The following is a 20,355-nucleotide window of genomic DNA, read 5'->3' as shown; positions in this document are numbered from 1 at the left end:
CCGAGGTACTCGGGATAAAGCCTCGCCAGCCCCACTCACTTGCCGTATAATGAAGTGGCTATGGAGATTCTTAAACTCATCGAAAAAGCTGCTACAAAGGGCAAAAATCGCTTCCTTGTAATAGGGGGTCATGCCCTTAACATCCACGGTATCTCAAGAACAACAGGGGATCTTGATCTGATGGTAGAAGCCTCTGAGAGGGGCTTCTGGAGGCAACTCTTAACGGATCTTCGTTATACTATCTATCAGGAGAGCTCCTCGTTCATTCAAACAACTCCATCTGAGATCGCCGCATGGCCGATCGATCTTATGCTCGTTAATAAAGAGACCATGGAGAAAGCTCTAGCTGATGCGCATTACACAGAATTATTTGGAACACGCACTCCCTTTGCCTCAGTTGGAAACCTGATCGCAATGAAGCTGCACTCCCTTAAGTATGAGCAGGCAGAGCGCACCCAAAAAGATCAAGGAGATCTTTTGGCACTTCTAAAAATAGCCACGCTCCCACTTAATTCAGAGCCATTTCGACAATTATGTCTAAAATATGCTAACGTAACGGTATATGAGCGACTCATCAAACTCAACAATTCCTAAGTGGGTCGAGTCCCTTTTAAGCGCCCCTCTTACTCTTCCAGAGGGCGGGGACTTTCATAGCGTCCCAGCAAAGCTCGATCTCGCTGCTATCATAGCCCTGAGCGAGACCTACCTACCGTTTATTAATTCTCGCCCAGATTTTTTTGAGCTAAAAAAAGAGAAGGCGCGCGCATGCTACGGGCCGTTCATTCTCTAATAACCAGGAGCTTACACTAGCTCCCTCAACACAGTCGGGTCTAGCTCATACGCGCACATCAGCTTCAATAACTAACCGCAGCAGCTATCTAGCCCCCCCCTGCGAGTTTCTCGTATCTCCTTATCCTCCTGATGCGTAACAGCGCACCTGCTTCTAAAGATACAAGCTCTACAGGGAGTTTATCCCCTCCACCTAATATAAAATTCTTACCATTAACCAAAGACAAATCTTGTAGGGATGAATTGTCTCATTCGTATATAGCTGCTCGCAAGGAGCCAGATGTGGTCCTTCACTTCTCTACCCCTTTCTTTAGGCTGCTTTTTTTTGTTTCTTCGTCGGCGCGAAGTACAGGTTTATCCCGACAGCTTCCAGAATAGACGCCAAGCTTGAGAGCTTGGGATTTCCTTTCTTCGACAAACTTCGATAGAGATTCTCACGATTAAGCGACGTCTTGCGAGCAAGGTTCGCCATTCCGCCGCTTGCCTCTACGACATCACGTAAGGCGAGAAGAAACACCTCCTCGGAATCGCTCATGCATGCGTTGAGATATTCAGCGGCTTCTTTTGGATCTTTGAGCTGTTTGAGGAGCTCAGCTCTATAACTTTTTACTGGCATCTTTGTACCCTTTGTTTGGGAGCCTTTGTCGCCGCCACACAGAAGGACCACTACTGTATTCCCATCTCGACCAAAGTAGACACGATAGCCGGGTCCAAATGAGACTCTGAGCTCAAGGACTCCGGCGCCCAAACTCTTGCAATCACCGAAGTTTCCAAGCTCAAGTCTATTGATACGGGCTCGTATGACAGCTCTTGCTTTGACATCTTTCAGATGTAATAGCCAATCGAGAAAGGCGCTCTTGCCACGCTTCTGCTCGTAAATGACTATCGTCTGATTCATAAGTATACTGTAGCTTTAAAGCTACTGTGCGTCAAGCGATCATTTGAGCGGGGTTACTTTGTGAGTGTTAAGAGCGCATAGCGAACACCCCACTAAATGGCATAAGCTCCTGGGCGCTCCGGACTCTAGGCCGGCCATGGAGGGGATCGTCAACCTGACCATTTATACCCAGCCACTCTGGAGAGTGGCGGTCCCAGGGCTTTGCCTAGGCGTAAGCCTTCCCCCCTGGGAACGCCGGTATCTGACCGGCCATGAAAAAGATCGTCAGCCTAATTCTGCTATGCGCCCACTCTCAATAAAACCCTATAATATCAGAATATTACAAGCTTCTAATAGCTTAAAAAAGCGAATCCTCTCGCTCTCAGATTGACTCTTAACATTGGTATTAGAATAACTGCGGAGAGCTCTCTCATGTCAACCAACCTTGACTTACAACCACCCAGCTCTGACGTTCAAGCGCTTCTACTGCAAGCAACGAAATTACTGCAGGCCAGCTCTGTCGAGGACGCCTTCAACGTTACGCTTAGCGCCAAGGCGTTAAGAACCCCTCTGATAAACCTAGATCTCGTTCGTGCCGCATGCTTTATCAACATGCATCGTCCTCAAGAGGCGCTGGAGTCCCTGCGCGAAGAGCTGCACTTATTTCCAGGGAACATCGATGCACAACGTTTGTTCGATCAGCTCTCTCAGGAGATAGGCTATACAGGCGCTGTGAGCACTATAGATGACCCGGACTTTAATCAGCTCCTTAAAGTCATTCGTCCCTACACCATGCTCAGCACTGAGAGGCTCTATCGCCTCTTCTCACATGCCCGTCGGATCTGCCTTGAGAATATTCCGGGTAACTTTGTAGAGTGTGGCGTGGCTGCTGGTGGCTCATCAGCGCTGCTCGCTTACGTTATTCGACGTTACAGCAGGAGCCCTAGATTCGTCTGGTGCTTTGATTCATTCTCCGGAATGCCGCCGGCTGGCGCTCACGATAAACATGATGGAACACCAGCCGACCTAACCGGCTGGGGTACCGGAACCTGTGCCGCCCCACTGGCCAGTCTTGAGCGCCTTGCAGATGAGCTCGGTGTCCGCGATCTACTGCGTCCAATTGAAGGTTTATTTGAATCAACTCTAGCACCATCTAAAAATTGGGTGGGGATGATCTCCCTTCTTCATTTGAATGCAGAGTGGTACTCCTCAACAAAAACACCACTCGAAACCTTCTATGATCGGGTTGTAGATCGGGGCCTTATTCAGATCGATGACTTCGGCTACTGGGAGGGATGTCGTAAAGCGTGCGAGGAGTTCTTTATTACCAAACAGATCAATCCGATTATGACCAGCATCGACGATACGGGTGTATGGTTTGAAAAACCTGGGCGCTTTCCGATCAACGCCGCAATCTCTCCCCGTATCGCAGAGGAGTTCGCGCGCCACGACGTAGCGCTCTTAGGCATCGAAAGCCAGATGTCAGAAAACGAGCGCTTTCAACTCTTCTGGCTACTCTCCTCGCAGCTACAGTGCCAAGCAGCACAGGGAGAGGTCTTATTTACTGAGGTAGGTTCGTATGCCGGTGCCTCACTCCTGCAGAGCTGTATCGCTCTACGCACCCATGGGCTTCCGATCTCAGCCATCGCCGTTGAGCCAACCGGACAGAGTCAGTTCTACCAGGTGCTACGAGAGCTAGGTAACGATGCGCGCCACTTAAAGATGAACTCAGATATCGCAGCCCCTATTATCGCTCAGGAGTATAAGCGTGGAGGTCGCCTAGCGGATGCGATCTTTATAGATGGCGACCACTCCTATCAGGGAGTAAAGCGAGATCTAGCGCTATATTTTCCACTGGTAAAGTCGGGGGGACTCCTAATAGTACACGACTATCTGCCCGCACTTACGCCAGAGAACAGGGAGCTTATCCTCTCTCATCACGCCAACAATGAGCCGGGCATCCGTCAGGCCTGTGATGAATTCTTTACTCATAACGCACAGGCGCAGGCGCTTGAGCTGCCCCTACTAAAGCCGAGCGACCCAACTCAGACGCAGTCCTACCTACCGATTATACCGGGGGTTTTCTCGACTGTGCGGGCGTGGCGTAAGATCTGATCGCCCACACTCTCTATCTGCCAAAGATAGAGCGCGTTGCTGTTTTTCGGATCTCCTTCTCATCTGACCACTCAAGGATGCCTGTAGTCAGGTTCTTTAAGTTCATGGTGAACTTGTAATAAACATCCGTGGTATCGCTGTTGCGTTGTTCGATCTCAGAGAAATTGGCTGTCAGTATGTATTCTGGAGCGAGCTGTTGTCCGAATTTTACAGCACTGCCCTTCTTTACTAATCCGCTCTCCTGTTGGTAACGCACCTCATCGATCGCGTGAGAATCGGTCGTGCGATCAATAAACCTAAACTTACCAGACTTCAGCATGCGAGCTCTAATCGAATCCGTAACGGACTCCGTGTCGATATGTTGCATGGTCTTGTTCTTTACGCGGTCAATCACCAATACCGGCCGACGCCTACTAGTCTCCTCAACTACCGGGGGAAAGGTCAACATTGAGTCCACCAGGGATGCTGCGATCTGCTGAAGATCCGAGGATCCAAAATCCGTCGAAACGGTGCTAAGAGCTTGCGCATCGCCGTACTGAACGGTTGTTGCAGCACATCCGCTAGACAGAGCAGCAACTGCAAGAAGTGGTGTGAGTACTAATAATCTCTTCATAATTTATCTCCTGTAACTATTCCTGATATCGTAGATGAAGCTTAAACTCTTTGGCGCTAGGATTCGGCGCTACACCCTGTACGGAGGTCGTTTGCTTGCCGTACACCAAAACTGGGTGCCAGGCCTGTGAGGAGCTGTTTACCTCAAAGCCGTGCGAGTCAAACCATACCCAACGATACTGAACCGCCTCGGTATCTGTTGTCCTGGATTGAAGCGTTACAGCACTTTTGACTAGCCCCCCAATCTCCATGCGATCCACCCGTATAACCGCAACACGCCGCGCCAGGCGCTGATTTGCTGCGTGTATATAGGTTGTATAGGTAGACTCACCGTTAGGGCCGGTAACCGATACAGTTTCAGTACCAGAGGTGCCCCAGCATCCGACACAGGCTAAGAGCACAAGGCTCACGAGCGCTTTCTTCATAATTCTACCCCCCCTTAGTTAAAAGCAAGCGGCTTCTCTCCGGATCCCTGATTGACTGGATCGGGGGCTACTGGATTTTTTTGAGCGACGTTCGCCTTAGGCTTTTGTGCACTACCCTTAGTAATTCGTACGACGCAGTTCTTGGCGATACCAAGATTCTCGCCACTCGGCTCGGCAAAACTCTTCTGAGGATCGGCGCGATTAATCGTACCAGCGCCGACAAGCACCTCGTTCTTGAACACCTCTCCGGTGTCGTCGTCCTTTACATCCTCTGTCACAAAGAATTCGACATTTACTCCCACGTCGAACCCAGCCTCGGTGCCCCGATTGATCATCACTTGATTACCGGTAATAGTGAGCACCTTCGGGGGACGAATGAGCATAATTGACTCTTGGGAGAGCTTCTGTGCAAGCTCCTTGGTAAGCGCAGAGATCAGAGCATCTCCGCCCAAAGAGGCTCCCTGACGAACCAAATCTGCCGCGCTTCCGCTCTTCACGGTAACACTTGGCGAATCTGGCAAAATCGCGCCAGTAGTCGTATCAACGATCGAGACAGTAGCTGACACCCACGCCGACCGTGACATCGAACTACGTCCGATAGCCTCGTACTTCGTGGTTGAGGTTCGGTCCTCAAACCCATCAATCTGGGGCAGGAAGGCATACTTCGCTCCGGCCATTTTCATCGTCTGAGCGCGATTCTTGTCGTTTGGATCGACCGCTACTTCAGAGAATGCCTGCTCTAGCTCAATATCCTCCTTCCGATCTCGCTCCACGATCTGAAAGACCCGGGTTTGATTAAGCTCCGTTACAAGCTGCCCTCTCAATCCCTGCACGATCTGGTTCAGCTGGCTCGTCCGCCCAGCCTTCGCCGCTGACTCATGGACCGCCGGCTGAACTTTAACGACTCCGATAAATACCGCGTCTTTCTCGCCCTGCGAGAGCTGTGCGAACGCACCTGGTGCGCCGCACACAACCGAACCGATGACACTAGCTATCGCGATCATTCGACTGTACATATAACGTCCTCCTACTTGGCCTGCTCTTCAATCTTAAAAACTGCGTCGGGCTCCCGCTCGATGGTCAGATTATCGATATTCCCCTCGATCTTTGAGTAGCTGTTTTGGAGATACTCTTTTTTCCCTTCTGCCTCAGCTTTCTTGGCGTACGCATCAGCCCCGCTCTGCTCCTTCGCCACTGCAATAGCAGCATCAGCCTGCTTACGAGTCAATTCGTCCTGGCGAGCAACACGAAGCGCCTCCTCATGTCGCACTTCTCCTTCTTTTGACCTCTCAAGCGCCACAGTGATTACTTGGTTTGGAACCACGTTGATCGTGCGTCTCCACGTCGAGTACCACTCCTTAGACACCGCGATTTGATGAAGGCCTGGTCGAACAGCAAAGCTCCCTGGGACCGTTCCCAAAACAGCTCCATCGATTTCAACGGTTGCCCCCTCAATATTCGATGTAAACGTAAGTTCAGCCATCGAGAGTGTCTCAACTTTAGCGTCACGAATCTTCGAGATCTTCTTTGATATATTGTCCGCAATCTGCTGAGCCGCTTCATCGATCAGCGCGTTATTCATGTCGTCAGTTACAACCTCAAGTTGCGCAACGGATCCGATTTTTTTTGACACCGCAAGAGTATCGCCGTACACCGAGCCACCTTGATTTCCCTCAAGCACTCGGATGCTTACGCGGAGAGTGCGGATAAGGACCTCGTTGTTGGTCTTGTAGAGCGTCCCCTCCCCGGTAAATCGCCTACGCTCCTCTCCGAGCGACGAAAGGGTGGCAACGATTAGATAATTAGCATCAAGCATTTGCGCAATTCGAAGAGCAGAAGCACCCGTAAGAACCTGGTCAACAGAGCTTTCTGTTTTTTCAAACTTCACTAGCTTAGCGGCATCCGCCACGGCACCAGCAAACTTATCATCATTGTTTTTCGTCTCTTGAAACCGCGCGATAACGTCGTGGGAATCGAGGATAGAGAACCCCTTGTCTGCTAAACGGGATCCGAGGACGTCTATAAACATCGAGACGCTCTCATCGAGTTTTTCGCCCGCATTGTTCTGCACGAAGATGGCCGCTCGAATTAAAGATTCATCTCCCTGCCCCTTTGGCGGCTCGACTTCGGCCAAAGAGACATTGAGAGGGGCGACCATTGAAAAGATACCTGCCGCGAGATACCTGCATAATCGTACAGCCATAGCGTCTCCTTTTTAGAAAAATATTAAAGCATTTCTTTTCCGTCAAAAAGCTTTTTTCTATCTACCTGGCTTCTAATCGGCGACATACTGCACGAAAAGTCGTGAGCCCACGCACGTAGCGCGAACGACAACCCTCTTACCAGCCTCGTTAGGTAACACGAGCAATCCACTCGCGCCAGATCCCTCATGTACCAGTTCAATGGTAGACCCTGGATCGACCTGAGCTCGGAGGACCTGTGCGTTTTGGGGCAAGCTTCTCCAACTGCGAATATCTGCATTTTCGGTGACTGTATTGAATGCAGATACCGCCACTCCGCCCCACTCACCTCCGTGCTGCGAGGCAAGTGATGATGCCGCCCCTTTAATTGCGGCCCTGATTACCTGACGAGTAATCATTGCGGGAGCGCTCTCCTCATAAGCCTTTACAGCGAGGGCATCTATAGCACAGATCCTTTGGCTGCGTGCCAGCTCGATATCACCCACCTTAAGAATAACTGGATAAACCGGAGATACCGAGGCTTCGAACGTCGGGATGGAAACGGTGGTTAACCCTGGTGCGCCTGGAATCGGAATAGGGATCGGAAAAGAGAACGACGATTTGCCCGGCACGAGGCCATCCTCAAATAAGACGATAACCTCTGTCTTTGCCTTATCACGCCCCTTTGCGGCAGCAAATGCCTCTGGAAAGCGCTTCGAAAACTTACTGATATCATCCGTCATCGAGAGCGACTTCGCTAAGCGCGCCACATCACGCTGAATAAACCCATTCTCTGGGGCGATCTCCAACGCTTTTTTATAGTCTATATAGGCGTCATTCGACTCATTCATCAACTCGTGCACGACCGCTGACATGTAGAAGGTATAGGCATTTTGGAATGAATTTTTTACGAGAGCAGCTACAGCTTGCGAGTCACCTAAACTCTGATTAATTCCAGCAACAAAATCAGAGGTGGCGAATCCCTTCTCTCGGGCCTGCCCCTCTGCCTTGGTAAGCTCCTGCTGATGCTCTTTTAAGGCACGCACCTGCTCAGCATTTGCTCGTCGCACCTCAACACCAGCAGCTTCAAGTTTACCCTGCATAAGGTAGTTGAGGGCTTGAAAATGGTATACAAGCACCTTCTCAAACCCTGCTGGCTCGTAGGGGATCAGATTATCGTTAATAACTAAAGCTGCGCCGTGTGCGCCTACATCGCTGGCACTAATTTTTGCGCGCTCCTCAAGCTCCTTGATTTTTTCAATAGCACCCTTAAATTCTGGCACACTCGCTACAGAGTCTCCCTGTATCTGAGCAATGCGCCCACGTTCTGCGCGAGCGAGCACAGCGTCATCACCATTGATATCGCTCGACAGAACGGTATCTACCGTAACCGTTTCGCCTGCGGCCAGATCTTCCATTAGCCCTGGGACCTCTGAACCAGCACCAACGACCTTTTGAAGGGTGCCCGCACAGCCATTTGCAAGCAAGAGAGTTAATAATAGCGAGATGCTTTTCTTGGATAGCTTGATCATAAATCCCATCCCCTATCCTACTTCAGGTATAAGTTTCATCTTATTCACTTCATATACCTCGTTCAGATCCGATGGTTCCTTGATAACTTAGATCTAAATAAATCCATAACATGCCCACTAGCTGGTAATAATCTACTGGCACCTATCGGCAATAGAAGGCTTATTAGCCCCATAGTATCGTTATAACCATCTAATATCAAAGGAGATTATGTCTTGCCCTTAATGCCAATCGAGCTCTAAAGATGCTCGCATTCACCCTATTACTATGGTATCACCAATGATTAAAACCTTGTTTAGATACAGAGCTAGCCGCTGGTATGAGTTCAATCGAGCAAACGTCACCCTACGATGGATTGCCGCTGCAACGCTCACAGATCCCCCCCCCTGAAGCTCAGGGGAGCGGGATAACTGCAAAGAGCCTCAGTGATACTATTGAGCACCTTGAATTACCAAAGCCTGCTCAATCAACTCCCCCTACAACCGAATCGCTACAACCACATCAAACCGCACCCGAACAGGCCGTCTCTCAACTAATCAAGAGCACCGGCGACCGCTCCCTTTTTAAAGACTATCTACGCAGCATAAAAGAAGCGTGGAATGAAACAAAGGATACCTGGTCGAAGCGGCTTGCGTACACCACCGCTGGAGCAGTTGCTATCGTTGCCAGCTCCTATGCGACTTCACAAACCCTCGGACTGACAGGCGAGGTGGCCAACAACCCAGCGGCGATTAACTCCGTTTTCACCTGGCTTGCGATCAGCCTTGCGACCGCTGTTACATACCGTTACTTTCAATTCAAAGAGGACGTGGCCTCCGAGAAACACACTGAGAAGATCGAGCCCTATCTATCCGAGTCTATCTTTAACGCCACTACAAACCTTTCTCCTGAGGTAGTCGAGCGCCGTGATGTTCAGAAAATCCTAACAAAGATCAGGCGCAACGAATACTCCATTCGCGCCCTGGTAGAGGGCACCTTCCAGGGCAGCAAGCAGGCGATCGAACTCGCGGTAACAACAGGGGCGATTTTTTTGAGTGGTCATGGCCTATGGACCGTTCCTGCCTTTATCGGAGGATTCTTGGCCTATCGCTGCGCTGTGCGTTGCTCAGCGCGGTCGATTGAGGCCGAGGACGAAGCTTCAACATTCGATCAACGCATTAACTACGGGCGCACCTCGCTACTTAACCATAGCGGCCTAACCGATCTGAGTTTACTCTCAGCCTCAAAGCGCCTAGTAGACAAGGTAATGGAGTGGAGCCGCGCTAGCTATGCATTACGGCGCGCTGCTACGATTAAAAACCTGGCCGACGATCTCTTCTCTGACTATGGGTGTGAAGCTTTAACTGCCATATCGTATGCAGGGGTTGTCATGGGAGCGGTCTTGGGCGAGATCTCTCCGGCCATCTGTCTCTGGCTGGTATACTCACTCTATTCGATAAAGGGAGAGATTAACTTTATCTCCGATCTTTTTAGTCGTCAGGTTACAAAGCTTGAGTTCGCCTCTCTGCGCTATCAGCTGCTCGACATCTCTAAAAAATTACATGATGGCAAGCAATTTCAGGTGCTGGATCAAGCCCCTGAGATCGTGCTCGAGGATATTAAACTACGCTACCCAGGTTCAAAACGAGATACGTTGCAAATTCCCGGTCAGATCGTTATTCCAGCCGGCTCAAAGGTTGGAATCATCGGTCAGAACGGCGCGGGTAAATCAACCCTGATAAAACTCCTTTCGGGGCGACTTGAGCCCTCATCAGGCCGGGTCCTGGTTGGTGGTCACGACCTCAAAACAACCCGTATCTTCGGTGCCCACCTAACTCAGGACTATGAGTCATTTCCCGGACTCTCAATTGAGGAGATCATCGAACTAGGGGTCAGGCCGGAGTGTGGTGGTATGCAGGCTGCTAAGGTGATAGACAAACTCGGCATACGAGAGATCCTATTTCATGATAAACCGCTCGGTCTTCAGACCATTAGTGGAGCACAGTTCGAAAATGGAAAGAGCTTCTCAGGTGGGCAACAACAACTGATCTGTATTGCACGCACCATCGCAACTGGGGCCAGATTCTGCTCACTCGACGAACATACCGCCAAGCTTGATCCAGATATGCAGATCGAGGTAACTCGCGCGCTCTTTAACTTCCCCGGCGAAAGAACCTTCGCGCTTGTAACTCATAAGCTCGATCAACTGCGCAACTGTGACCTGATTATCGTGCTAGGAGGGGGCACTATTAAGGAGATCGGAAGCCATCAGGCGCTACTCAATAGCGGTGGTGAATATGCGCGCGTGTACCGCAAACAGGCCGAGGCCTATTTTGACGAATCTAAGCGCGGCTCGCTGGAGTTCTAAATTCGGCCAGGGCTATACGGCCTCTAGCCGCACATATTCAGTGTGCGGATCTATCGCTGAGATCTTAAGTGATACATGGTCTCCTAGCTTTGTTCCCTTAGGGACTCGCGCAAAAAGTGTAATGTAGATCTCATCAAGCTCAATTAGGGGGGTTTTAAGATCAAGCCGTACGACCGTGCCAGCTATGGCCTTGCCACGCTCACGTTGCTCAAGATAGCGCAGCAGCCAATAGCGCCTCGTCTCACGACTCGCAACCGTTGCGGCCTGTAGATGCCCCTCAACCTCCTTCGCTATAAGCTCGAATTCAGGCCGTGTTACCCACGGTTTTGATGTTCTAAAGAACGAGATAAACTGTCTCTGATGACAGAGATCCATATACCGTCGGATCGGTGAGGTAGCCTGGATGTAGGCATCAAGCCCAAGTCCCGCATGCGAACGGGGCTCACATGATGTGCTGGATTTTTTAAGCTTCGTGCGAGCAGAGAAATCCTTGGCTGGCCCCTCCGGCACAAGCTCCTCTGTCGCTCCATCTTTGGCTCCCTCTTTGGCTCCCTCAGCTCGCTCCTGCCCTCTAAAGAGCACTGGGATTCCGTGTGTTGCCGCGAACTGCGCCATAATCGAGTTGGCCAATACCATCATCTCTGAGACAAGCATGCGTGCGGGGCCGTCCTCTTCGATCTCAAGTAGGCGAATAGAGCCGTCCTCTTCCTTAAACGGCACGACCTCGCGCTTGTGAACACGTGTTGCGCCCTTGCGAATGCGCCGCTCCTCACACGCTGCCGCTATGTCGTGCAGCAGCAAGAGGGTGCTATCCCCCTGCTCTAGTAGATGGTCGACCTGATCGTAGCTATAACGCTCGGCTGCCTTGATAAATGCAGGCGTAATACGCGAGCTCAGTACCTCAAACGATCGATCCATTGAGAGGATCACCGAAAGAGCTGGCCTAACAGCCCCCTGCTTTAAGCTCAGCTTTGATTCAGAGAGCTCGCTCGGCAACATATTAACTGTCTGATCGGCGCTGTAGATAGAGGTGGCACGCCTTCTAGCGGCGAAATCTAGATAGGTTTCTGGCAGCACAGCCCATGCTACATCGGTGATATGAATCCCTAACTGATAGCCGTCCTGCGTCTGTTCGAGCGAGATCGCATCGTCCATATCCTGGGTAGAAACGTCATCAATAGTTATTGCTCGCAAGCGGGTAAGGTCCTCACGAAACGATCGCTCATGCTCGGGGAAATCCGCTATCTCACTTGGAATAACCAGGCTTTCGCCCTCTAGCACCGCGCGAGCCTCATGCTGGACAGGAATACGGTGCCTGATAAAAGAGAGGTTTGTATCGCGCTCAAAATGTCCAATCGTCAATAGGATCTCAAAGGCCTGTTTCTCGGGAGAGGTATTTTCGGGGAGTTTTAGAAGCTGCATAGCTAGGTGCACGAGCTCCTTGCCCTCCTTCTGTCGTGCAGGCTCGGTATGTTGAATACCAGCGGCGACCTCCTCTAGCAGTTGAATATTATCTCTAATTTCAAGCGGAATAGGGAGCGTGCTATCCTGTTTTCGCTTGGCTAAAAACTCAACCGTAATCTCTCTAACCTGCGCCTTCTTTCTCTTGGCCTCCTCGGCACACTTAAGATCATCAACAACAGCAGCCACGCGCGGCTCAAAAAGATCCTTATCACGTTTGAAGTGTAGTCGCTCCCTAATCAGCGCTATGCGCAGCCCCGCATGTTTCTCTAACGTATCAGAGCCAAAGTAGCTCTTACATAGCTCAGCAACGGAGTACGTACGCACATCATCCTGCACGAAGCTCCAGAGCTCCGAAACGTTAAGCGCATCAGCCTCGCTCTCAATCCGCCCCTGTAACGCTTTCAACGCCTCAATTCGAGCTGCTGTGCTGCCTGTAATAGATGCTGCTGCGCCTGGCAGGGTGTAGAGCCGCTGTGGGGCGAGATCGAGCTCCCGCCCTCGAATTGTAAGAATAGTGCGTTTGTCTTTTTTGATCGCCGTAACAACAGCAAGGATGACGGCTCCGTCATCTTCGAACTGCACTATACTATCAACTATGCTATCGACTCTAGTATCGATAACCGAATCGCTAACTTGGCTCTTTAGATTTTGTGTAGTGGGCTTGCTGGACCCCTTAGGAAAGATACTCATACGTTAACTATTCACCCTAGTATAAACTTGTTGGTAATTAATAAGGATTCGACCTTGCGATCTGTCCTCAAGACACCCTTTCTTGACGTCCCCTGAACGGGGACGCTCATTTTAGGGGTGAATAGTTATTGTTTTCTCCCCAGTTTGCTCCGCAAACTCGCCCCTTGATAGGGGCTAACGTATAAGGAGCTAACCCAGTAAACAGTTACCTCATACATTATATACTACTGTGCGTGAGGGGTCCTGGAATGTCAAACAGGCTCTATGGGGTCCTATTATAGTTGATCTGATCTCTATCACTCTGCGATACTGCCCCTACTTTTCTCTTAGGAAACTACCATGGTCTCTGTATCCACCCCGATCTCATCCGCCTCTGTTTTCTCCTTTGGGAACCCCTTTCAAACTGAGGCGTTTGTTAATTCACCCCTGACGTGGGCCTGGCGCCCTGGTCAGTTGCCTTGCGGCTTTTTGGTGCAAGAGACCGGATCGCAGGGCTACCGTGTTTCAATCGCTCTGGAGGAGCAGGAGGGGGTGGTCGGTCTTGGGCAGCACGTCGGACCCGTCAACTGCCGTGGGCAGTCGTTTCGACTCTTTAACACCGACTCTCCAACGCACATTCCATCTCTGCGCTCGATGTACGGATCTCATCCCTTTATGATTATCCTGCGTGATAAGCCGCTCGGCATATTTATCGATTCCCCAGGAGAGGTATTGGTTGATGTTGGAGCGCTGGATCCGCACACCCTGGATATTCGCGTTGCAACAGCCGGGTTCTATCTGACGGTTATTGAGGGCGAGTCGGTACAGGATATAGTTTCAAAGCACCTAGCTCTTACCGGTACCCCGTATATTCCACCCCGTTGGGCCTTTGGTTATCACCAGAGTCGGTGGAGTTATCCCGATGAGGGATCGGTGCGTGAGGTAGCCGCAAAGATGCAGCAACACGATATTCCATGTGACGTTATCCACATGGACATCCACTACATGCAAGATTACAAGGTTTTTACGGTTAATAAGGAGCGCTTTCCTGACCTACCCAAGTTAAGTATGGAGCTTAAAGAGCAGGGCATTCGGCTCATCTCAATACTTGATCCTGGGGTCAAAGCTGAGCCGGGCTTTTCGGTCTATGACGAGGGGATGAAGCGCGACTTCTTTTGTCGTCGAAGTGATGGGGCTGGGGCATTTGTTGGAGCCGTCTGGCCAGGCCCCTCTGTTTTTCCTGACTTCTTTCGCCCGGATGTGCGCGCCTGGTGGGGAGCCCTATATAAGCCACTCAAAGAGCAGGGCATCGCCGGATTTTGGAACGACATGAACGAACCCTCCATCTTTTATACACCGGATGCTTTCAAGGATTTCGCACAGAAGGTACGCCATTTTGATGAGCGCAACGATTTTGGTGAGCAGTTGGCGAATACGCTCTGGGATAAGGGCGTTATCAATAAGGAGGAGTATTACAACGAATTTACACACACTATTAACGGTCAGCAGGTTGTAAACCGTGAGGTGCATAACCTATTCGGAACGCAGATGACGCGGGCCGTTGCTGATGCGCTCTTAGCTGATGATCCAACAAAGCGCTATTTCCTCCTCTCAAGAAGCAGCTACCCTGGAATGCACCGCTATGCGGCGATATGGACCGGTGATAACCACTCGTGGTGGGAGCACCTCTCACTTAACATCCAGATGTTGATCTCGCTTAACCTCTCGGGCTTTCTATTCTGCGGAGCAGATACGGGAGGATTTAGCGGAGACTGCACCGCTGAGATGCTCGTGCGTTGGACGCAGCTCAGTGCCTTTACCCCATTCTTTCGTAATCATGCGGCGATGTGGGCTAAAAATCAGGAGCCCTGGGCCTTTGACGATAAGACGCTCGTGCATTGTCGCGCTGCGATAAAGATGCGCTATGCGCTCCTGCCCTATCTGTACTCAGAGTTTATTAAGAGCGCCTTACACTGTGAGCCTTTCATCAGGGGGCTCTTTCTAGAGTTCAAGGAGGCTGCAGAGCGGCTGGATGATGATCAGTTCCTGTGCGGTCGGTGGCTACTAGTAGCGCCGGTTGTCAAAGCTGCTACGCAGGGCCGCCTCGTATATCTGCCAAACGGGCCATGGCTCAAGGTGATAGGAACGGAGCAAGGCTTGACTGGAGAGCAAGTTCAGCAAGGTGGAGATCATTTTGTTGCTGCGACCCTAGAGGAGGTTCCGCTCTTTCTTAGAGCTGGCGCCCTGATTCCTATGGCTACCCCAGGGCTTCATACCTCAGCGGAGCCTCAGCACCACTACCGACTACTTGGATTTACCGATTCAACCGCGCAGTGCGAAATACTGCTCGATGATGGAGAGACCCGTTATGATTCCTGGAAGAGTTATCCGAAGCTCCTCTGCTCGGTAACCCTGCAGGATGGTAGCTGGTCGTGTAGCGCCACCTTTGAGTCGGCACGACCACGACCGATCTCACTTGAGTTTGAGCTTTGGAACTTAGCTGGCAAACGAGAGAGCTTGTCGTTTCGGTATCCTATTGGGTAAGGCGTAAGCCCTGGGTGCGCCGGTATACCCTCTCTTGCAACTCTGCAGCATCTCTTATAGATCTGACCCTATGGCTCTTGGCAAAACAGATGATATTGTTGTTTCAAAAAGCATCGGATAAATGCCGGACAACTTGGAACGGTTGTGCTTAGGACCACAGAAATGGACATAAATAAAATTAAACAAACAGGCTTTAAATTCAGATTTCTAACAATAAAATAAGCATTAAATAAAAATTATGAATAAGCTGCCCATTACTATTTTCTGGTTTAGAAGAGACCTTCGCTTAAATAATAATTCTGGTTTATATCAAGCATTAAAAAGCGGATTAAAGGTATTGCCACTTTTTATATTTGATAAAAACATTTTAAGTAAGTTAGAAGATAAAGACGATGCAAGAGTAACTTTCATTCATCAGCAATTAGAGCGAATGAATGAGGAATTAAAAGTTTTAAACTCTTCATTACTCGTGAAATATGGCAACCCTGATGAAATATGGGAGCAACTAATACAAGAATATGATGTAAAAGAGGTTTATACTAATCATGTAAAGGCATCGAATTTAAAACCTATAAAGACCAATGTATATTTGAGGCAGGAGAGGTATTAAAAGATGACGGTAAACCTTACGTAGTTTTTACCCCTTATAAAAGACGCTGGCTTGATAAATTAAAACCTATCCATTACGAAGCTTATCCAACTGAAAAGTATTTTAGTAACTTTTTAGAAAAAGAATACTTGTCTGTCATTAGCTTAAAAACGATGGATTTTGAGAAAAGCTTATTAGTTTTCCCAGATCAATCTTACCAGAATATTTTAGAAAATTACGGAATTGATCGTGATTTTCCATCAAAAGAAGCTACATCTCAAATTAGCGTTCACTTAAGGTTTGGAACCATCAGCATTAGAGATTTAGTGAAAAATTCTCTCGGTAAAAGTGAGGTTTGGTTAAGCGAGTTGATTTGGAGAGACTTCTATTTTTCTATTTTGGCACATTTTCCATACTCGGCAAAAAGCTCTTTTAGAAAAGAATATGATTTAATTAAATGGCGTAACAACAAGGACGAGTTTAAGGCCTGGTGTGAAGGTAAAACTGGCTACCCAATTGTGGATGCTGGCATGCGCCAATTAAACGCAACGGGTTTTATGCACAATAGAATAAGAATGGTTGTGGCTAGCTTTTTAACCAAACATTTATTAATCGATTGGCGCTGGGGCGAGAGATATTTTGCTAGAAAGCTGTTGGATTTTGAACTATCCAGTAATGTTGGGGGTTGGCAATGGGCGGCAGGCAGTGGAGTTGATGCTGCGCCATATTTTAGGATATTTAATCCTTATGAACAGGAAAAAAAGTTTGATAAGGAATTTAGATACATTAAAAAATGGGTGCCAGAGTTTTCTGATCCCTTTAAATATCCAAAACCTATTGTAGACCATAAATTTGCAAGAGAGAGGTGCTTAGCAACATATAAAGAGGCTTTATCTCAGAATAGTTAAAGATGTTCTACCACTTCTGTATTCGTCCCCCAATTCTCACAGATTACATCGGTGTGGGTGGACGGAACTTACTAGTATCTTACCGTGTGCAAAACGCAGAGGATGTATTTAAACTTCTCGCTCATCTGCACAGACTAATTAGTACAGACTAATTACTAACGTACAGAGGCCAAACTCAAGCCCTACAGAATGCTCTGAAGAACAACTCTACAATGCACCACAGCTACTTTATAAAAGCTAATTGAGCTAACGGTATTTTGTCTTACCAAGATTATTTTAGAAGCTCTTCGATTTTATCAGTGATATCAGAATCTGTTGGTGTCGTCGCTGAAGAGAATCGGTCCACCACAGTGCCGTTTTTATCGACTAAGAACTTAACGAAGTTCCAACCTGGATCACCCTGAAAATCCTTCGCTGATAGCTCTGTGAGAAAGTGATACGTTGGCTGCTTCTGTGCTCCTTTCACCGGACCCTTGGCGAAAACCGGAAATGTAGTTTTGTACTTTAACTCACAAAACGTTTTTATCTCTGCATTAGAACCAGGCTCCTGTTGCCCAAAGTCGTTACTAGGAAACGCAAGGACAATAAACCCACGATCTCGATAACGATTGTACAATTCTTCAAGCCCTCTGTACTGTGACGTAAAGCCGCAATTAGATGCAGTGTTAACTACCAAAGCAACCTTGCCGCGATATTCACTAAGAGACCGTATAACTCCACTCACATCCGTGGCAGACAACTCAAACAGTGATTTTGCCGTAGGCACCTCGGCATACGCTAACTGCGGGGTTTGCAGTACATAGGCAGAAACAAGCGCTAAGAAAGGTTTTAACATACGAAAAGAAGGTGCCATAAGCATAAAAAAAAGAGAGCCAGTTCAGCTGTGCCTCTCTACCTGGTAAAGGTTAAAAACAGATAACTAAGCAGGAATTAATACCGTATCGATTACGTGAATTACTCCATTGCTAGCCATCACATCAGCAGTAACTACTGTAGAATTATTTATCATAACTCCATCTGATGCATCTATTTTTACCATACTTCCCTGAATGGTCTTTGCCTCAGAAAGTTCAACTACTTGACCAGCAGTAACTTTACCGGAGACCACATGGTAGGTTAAAATAGAGGTCAGTTTTGGAATATCAGCCAAAAGTGCTTCTACGGTTCCCTTAGGTAGCTTTGCAAACGCCTCATCAGTAGGTGCAAAAACTGTGAAAGGACCGTTTCCTTTCAGGGTCTCTACTAAACCAGCTGCTGTAACTGCTGCCACTAATGTTTTAAACGAACCTGCCGCAACTGCTGTATCAACTATATCTTTCATAAAAGTTCCTTATTTTATTTAATCAACACAATAAAATATTTACATGTTGGTTTCCAGAGCACACTGTTTTGATCATTAAATTAATGTTAGGCATTAGGACTGCATGAAGGCTCTATTTCTTTGAGCAGATAGTCTTTGCTCAGTGCTATCAACTGTTTCTCGGCCCCACATGGGCGCTTGTGAGGGAGACTCATAAGTTGCTGATAAGTTGTTAGGGTTCCTCACCGATAAGTTTGGGTACATTAGATGGAAAACCCCTGCACGAGAACGTGAATCGCTTCCCGTTACCTGCTCCCGCTTTGATTCCGGTTAACCCTTAAAAACCAGATTTGAGAGCATGGCCGCTAAGCTGCTCAAAAGACTCGGATGAATAGCTATCGATCTGTTCTATCGCTCTAAGTAAGGGCCATCGTGCCCGTGCGAGGGATAACGTATCCGCGCGCAAAACTGGAGTTGTTTTCGGCCAAGAGCCCTGGTGCACGCTCTCTTAGTTGAACGACCTGCCGAATAGCGTCTTTAACAGCAACCGGGTTACCAGCCTCCACACCGTGTACAAGCTTTCCGAATCCGCGCTTATCGGCCTCAAGATAACATCCAGCTTGGTCCCCAACTATCAATCCAACGTCCTCGTTTCGGTTGATGTAGGCGCCCTCAAGAGCTGAAAGCCCTAGACCATCCTGCCCGTGCAGCGCCAAAACGGTGCTACCACGAATCATTACTGGAAGGATATCTCGATGACCGTGCTGGTTAGTGAATGAATCACTGATATACAACATGCCAGGATGCTCACGCTGAAGATCAGCGTACAACTCCTTGCACACCCGTATATACTGATTTTTCGGCGACATCTCCGCATAGTTATCAACGTTGAGAAGCTCATGGATCGACGCAAATTGATAGCGGTCTCTGTACCCTTCTCCCTCAATTTGGCGCGCCTCATCTAGGAACATCTTTATACCTGCGATAACGGTGTGCGTGCCCTTCATCGGATCCAGACGATCAAAGCATATAAAGCGGTGTGTGATCGACTCTTTTGCCTGAAAGACTGCGGTTATCAACTCCTGCTGCTGTTCGGTTAATTTCTTCCAAGCTTGAATGTGCCCCGGTTGTGATATCCGCGCCAGAGCTTGATCGACCCACGCTTTATCGATACCGAGATCCACCGTTAGCATCTCAGGTAGTGGCCCCTTAAGCATGTTTGCCAATCGATCGGCGTACACAGAGGTGTGAAAGAAGAGTACATCCGCCTGCTGATAGCAGGGCAGAAGCCGCTGACCGAGCAGGGTCTGATCAAGCTTCTCCGGTATGAGTTGGTGCTCGAATTGAACGTGCCGCACCCCGATATCGCGCATCTTCTGAGAGTTCTCACGAATGAACGGCATAAACCATACCGGCCCCTGAATACTTACCACATCGCCAGCTTTCATCGCATGAAGTGCAGAGCCGAAGCGTGCGCTATGGGCCTCATCAAGTGCGAGATCGACGGGGTGTTTTTTAAAAAATTCACTTAGGTACTCAATTGAACCGGGGTTAGCTATTGAGTGATCGCGATAGATCTCACGCGCCATCCAGGCAGGGATCATCTCTGTGTAAGCCTGTAGGTGTTGCAAGAGAAAATCCTGTCGAAACCATGGATCAAATGGAAGTGACTTGCCGTCGTTTGTTACCGGGCGCACCTCTCGCCTGCCAAGCATTAATGGCTCTGTGTCGGCTGAATGAAATACAAGTTTTTGAAATGGATCCGGCAAGCTGGCATTGCCCGTTACCTGTGCTGCACTGAAAAGACCCCCTTGCGATGTGGAGATCTGAAACGGATACAGGACATGGCATGTTGGCGCTTGATCTGATGCTGGCTTTGATTCCTGGATCGACATAGAGAAGGTCTCCTTAAGGCGCTGTCTATTAAAGAATAAACGGACTTCATGTTGTAATCAAATTTAGTGCAGCACGGCTACACCTGCCTCTTTAGCTGTTATTTTTGGGGC

Annotated in this window: 15 protein-coding genes and 2 pseudogenes; 6 read left to right on the top strand and 11 right to left on the bottom strand. The window is 49.0% G+C overall.

Features of this window, described 5'->3' with window-relative positions:
* Window positions 1-60 precede the first annotated feature (60 nt).
* Complete coding sequence (locus NTV65_04725; protein MCX6114507.1) at window positions 61-594, top strand: hypothetical protein; 534 nt, start codon at window positions 61-63, stop codon at window positions 592-594.
* The gene (locus tag NTV65_04720; GenBank protein ID MCX6114506.1) at window positions 563-790 is read left to right on the top strand and encodes a hypothetical protein; all 228 of its coding nucleotides are present in this window, start codon (window positions 563-565) and stop codon (window positions 788-790) included. Before NTV65_04725 ends, NTV65_04720 begins: the two co-directional genes overlap by 32 nt.
* 309 nt (window positions 791-1,099) lie before the next feature.
* On the opposite strand, the gene NTV65_04715 is transcribed toward NTV65_04720, so the two are convergent.
* Together NTV65_04715 and NTV65_04710 are read right to left on the bottom strand one after the other, a co-directional pair.
* On the bottom strand, window positions 1,100-1,405 hold the full coding sequence (locus NTV65_04715; protein MCX6114505.1) for a putative addiction module antidote protein: 306 nt from the start codon (window positions 1,403-1,405) through the stop codon (window positions 1,100-1,102).
* 9 nt (window positions 1,406-1,414) lie between these two features.
* Window positions 1,415-1,687, bottom strand: a pseudogene (locus NTV65_04710) (type II toxin-antitoxin system RelE/ParE family toxin).
* Window positions 1,688-2,098: 411 nt separating this feature from the next.
* Between NTV65_04710 and NTV65_04705 the strand changes: the two are divergent.
* The gene (locus NTV65_04705; protein ID MCX6114504.1) at window positions 2,099-3,781 is read left to right on the top strand and encodes a class I SAM-dependent methyltransferase; all 1,683 of its coding nucleotides are present in this window, start codon (window positions 2,099-2,101) and stop codon (window positions 3,779-3,781) included.
* Between the two features lie 13 nt (window positions 3,782-3,794).
* Here NTV65_04705 and lpoB read toward each other — a convergent pair whose 3' ends face one another.
* The 5 genes from lpoB to NTV65_04680 all read right to left on the bottom strand — a co-directional run bounded on the left by lpoB (window position 3,795) and on the right by NTV65_04680 (window position 8,530).
* Window positions 3,795-4,394 (bottom strand): penicillin-binding protein activator LpoB, encoded by a 600-nt coding sequence (gene lpoB / locus NTV65_04700; GenBank protein ID MCX6114503.1) that lies wholly within the window; start codon window positions 4,392-4,394, stop codon window positions 3,795-3,797.
* Between the two features lie 16 nt (window positions 4,395-4,410).
* The gene (locus NTV65_04695) at window positions 4,411-4,818 is read right to left on the bottom strand and encodes a DUF1425 domain-containing protein (protein MCX6114502.1); all 408 of its coding nucleotides are present in this window, start codon (window positions 4,816-4,818) and stop codon (window positions 4,411-4,413) included.
* A 14-nt stretch (window positions 4,819-4,832) separates the two neighbouring features.
* Window positions 4,833-5,834 (bottom strand): hypothetical protein, encoded by a 1,002-nt coding sequence (locus NTV65_04690; GenBank protein ID MCX6114501.1) that lies wholly within the window; start codon window positions 5,832-5,834, stop codon window positions 4,833-4,835.
* Between the two features lie 11 nt (window positions 5,835-5,845).
* Window positions 5,846-7,021 carry a PEGA domain-containing protein gene (locus NTV65_04685; protein ID MCX6114500.1) on the bottom strand — a complete coding sequence of 392 codons (1,176 nt, stop codon included), beginning with the start codon at window positions 7,019-7,021 and terminating at the stop codon, window positions 5,846-5,848.
* A gap of 72 nt (window positions 7,022-7,093) precedes the next feature.
* The gene (locus tag NTV65_04680) at window positions 7,094-8,530 is read right to left on the bottom strand and encodes a hypothetical protein (GenBank protein MCX6114499.1); all 1,437 of its coding nucleotides are present in this window, start codon (window positions 8,528-8,530) and stop codon (window positions 7,094-7,096) included.
* A gap of 317 nt (window positions 8,531-8,847) precedes the next feature.
* Here NTV65_04680 and NTV65_04675 point away from each other — a divergent pair, with 317 nt between their 5' ends.
* On the top strand, window positions 8,848-10,875 hold the full coding sequence (locus tag NTV65_04675) for an ABC transporter ATP-binding protein (protein MCX6114498.1): 2,028 nt from the start codon (window positions 8,848-8,850) through the stop codon (window positions 10,873-10,875).
* A 12-nt stretch (window positions 10,876-10,887) separates the two neighbouring features.
* Here the strand turns inward: NTV65_04675 and NTV65_04670 are convergent, their stop codons facing one another.
* Entirely contained in the window at window positions 10,888-13,029 is a 2,142-nt protein-coding gene (locus NTV65_04670) for an RNB domain-containing ribonuclease (GenBank protein ID MCX6114497.1), read from the bottom strand.
* A 339-nt stretch (window positions 13,030-13,368) separates the two neighbouring features.
* On the opposite strand from NTV65_04670, the gene NTV65_04665 reads away from it, so the two are divergent.
* Window positions 13,369-15,552 carry an alpha-glucosidase gene (locus tag NTV65_04665; GenBank protein MCX6114496.1) on the top strand — a complete coding sequence of 728 codons (2,184 nt, stop codon included), beginning with the start codon at window positions 13,369-13,371 and terminating at the stop codon, window positions 15,550-15,552.
* Between the two features lie 238 nt (window positions 15,553-15,790).
* A pseudogene (locus NTV65_04660) lies at window positions 15,791-17,049 on the top strand (deoxyribodipyrimidine photo-lyase).
* A 271-nt stretch (window positions 17,050-17,320) separates the two neighbouring features.
* On the opposite strand, the gene NTV65_04655 reads toward NTV65_04660, so the two are convergent.
* From NTV65_04655 to NTV65_04645, 3 genes are all read right to left on the bottom strand, one after another.
* Window positions 17,321-17,884, bottom strand: a complete 564-nt coding sequence (locus NTV65_04655) for a glutathione peroxidase (GenBank protein MCX6114495.1) — start codon at window positions 17,882-17,884, stop codon at window positions 17,321-17,323.
* A gap of 84 nt (window positions 17,885-17,968) precedes the next feature.
* The gene (locus NTV65_04650) at window positions 17,969-18,370 is read right to left on the bottom strand and encodes a fasciclin domain-containing protein (GenBank protein MCX6114494.1); all 402 of its coding nucleotides are present in this window, start codon (window positions 18,368-18,370) and stop codon (window positions 17,969-17,971) included.
* Between the two features lie 395 nt (window positions 18,371-18,765).
* On the bottom strand, window positions 18,766-20,244 hold the full coding sequence (locus NTV65_04645; GenBank protein MCX6114493.1) for a hypothetical protein: 1,479 nt from the start codon (window positions 20,242-20,244) through the stop codon (window positions 18,766-18,768).
* Window positions 20,245-20,355 lie beyond the last annotated feature (111 nt).

The sequence above is a fragment of the Pseudomonadota bacterium genome (assembly GCA_026390555.1).
Taxonomy (GTDB): domain Bacteria; phylum Bdellovibrionota_C; class UBA2361; order UBA2361; family OMII01; genus OMII01.
This window is presented reverse-complemented; position numbering and strand designations above follow the sequence as displayed.

Excerpts from the sequence above, each read along its gene's own strand:
- NTV65_04715 (MCX6114505.1), bottom strand. The coding sequence starts at position 1,405 with ATGCCAGTAAAAAGTTATAGAGCTGAGCTCCTCAAACAGCTCAAAGAT.
- NTV65_04670 (MCX6114497.1), bottom strand. The coding sequence starts at position 13,029 with ATGAGTATCTTTCCTAAGGGGTCCAGCAAGCCCACTACACAAAATCTA.
- NTV65_04690 (MCX6114501.1), bottom strand. The coding sequence starts at position 5,834 with ATGTACAGTCGAATGATCGCGATAGCTAGTGTCATCGGTTCGGTTGTG.
- NTV65_04665 (MCX6114496.1), top strand. The coding sequence starts at position 13,369 with ATGGTCTCTGTATCCACCCCGATCTCATCCGCCTCTGTTTTCTCCTTT.
- lpoB (MCX6114503.1), bottom strand. The coding sequence starts at position 4,394 with ATGAAGAGATTATTAGTACTCACACCACTTCTTGCAGTTGCTGCTCTG.
- NTV65_04675 (MCX6114498.1), top strand. The coding sequence starts at position 8,848 with ATGAGTTCAATCGAGCAAACGTCACCCTACGATGGATTGCCGCTGCAA.
- NTV65_04655 (MCX6114495.1), bottom strand. The coding sequence starts at position 17,884 with ATGTTAAAACCTTTCTTAGCGCTTGTTTCTGCCTATGTACTGCAAACC.
- NTV65_04645 (MCX6114493.1), bottom strand. The coding sequence starts at position 20,244 with ATGTCGATCCAGGAATCAAAGCCAGCATCAGATCAAGCGCCAACATGC.
- NTV65_04685 (MCX6114500.1), bottom strand. The coding sequence starts at position 7,021 with ATGGCTGTACGATTATGCAGGTATCTCGCGGCAGGTATCTTTTCAATG.
- NTV65_04680 (MCX6114499.1), bottom strand. The coding sequence starts at position 8,530 with ATGATCAAGCTATCCAAGAAAAGCATCTCGCTATTATTAACTCTCTTG.
- NTV65_04720 (MCX6114506.1), top strand. The coding sequence starts at position 563 with ATGAGCGACTCATCAAACTCAACAATTCCTAAGTGGGTCGAGTCCCTT.
- NTV65_04705 (MCX6114504.1), top strand. The coding sequence starts at position 2,099 with ATGTCAACCAACCTTGACTTACAACCACCCAGCTCTGACGTTCAAGCG.
- NTV65_04650 (MCX6114494.1), bottom strand. The coding sequence starts at position 18,370 with ATGAAAGATATAGTTGATACAGCAGTTGCGGCAGGTTCGTTTAAAACA.
- NTV65_04725 (MCX6114507.1), top strand. The coding sequence starts at position 61 with ATGGAGATTCTTAAACTCATCGAAAAAGCTGCTACAAAGGGCAAAAAT.
- NTV65_04695 (MCX6114502.1), bottom strand. The coding sequence starts at position 4,818 with ATGAAGAAAGCGCTCGTGAGCCTTGTGCTCTTAGCCTGTGTCGGATGC.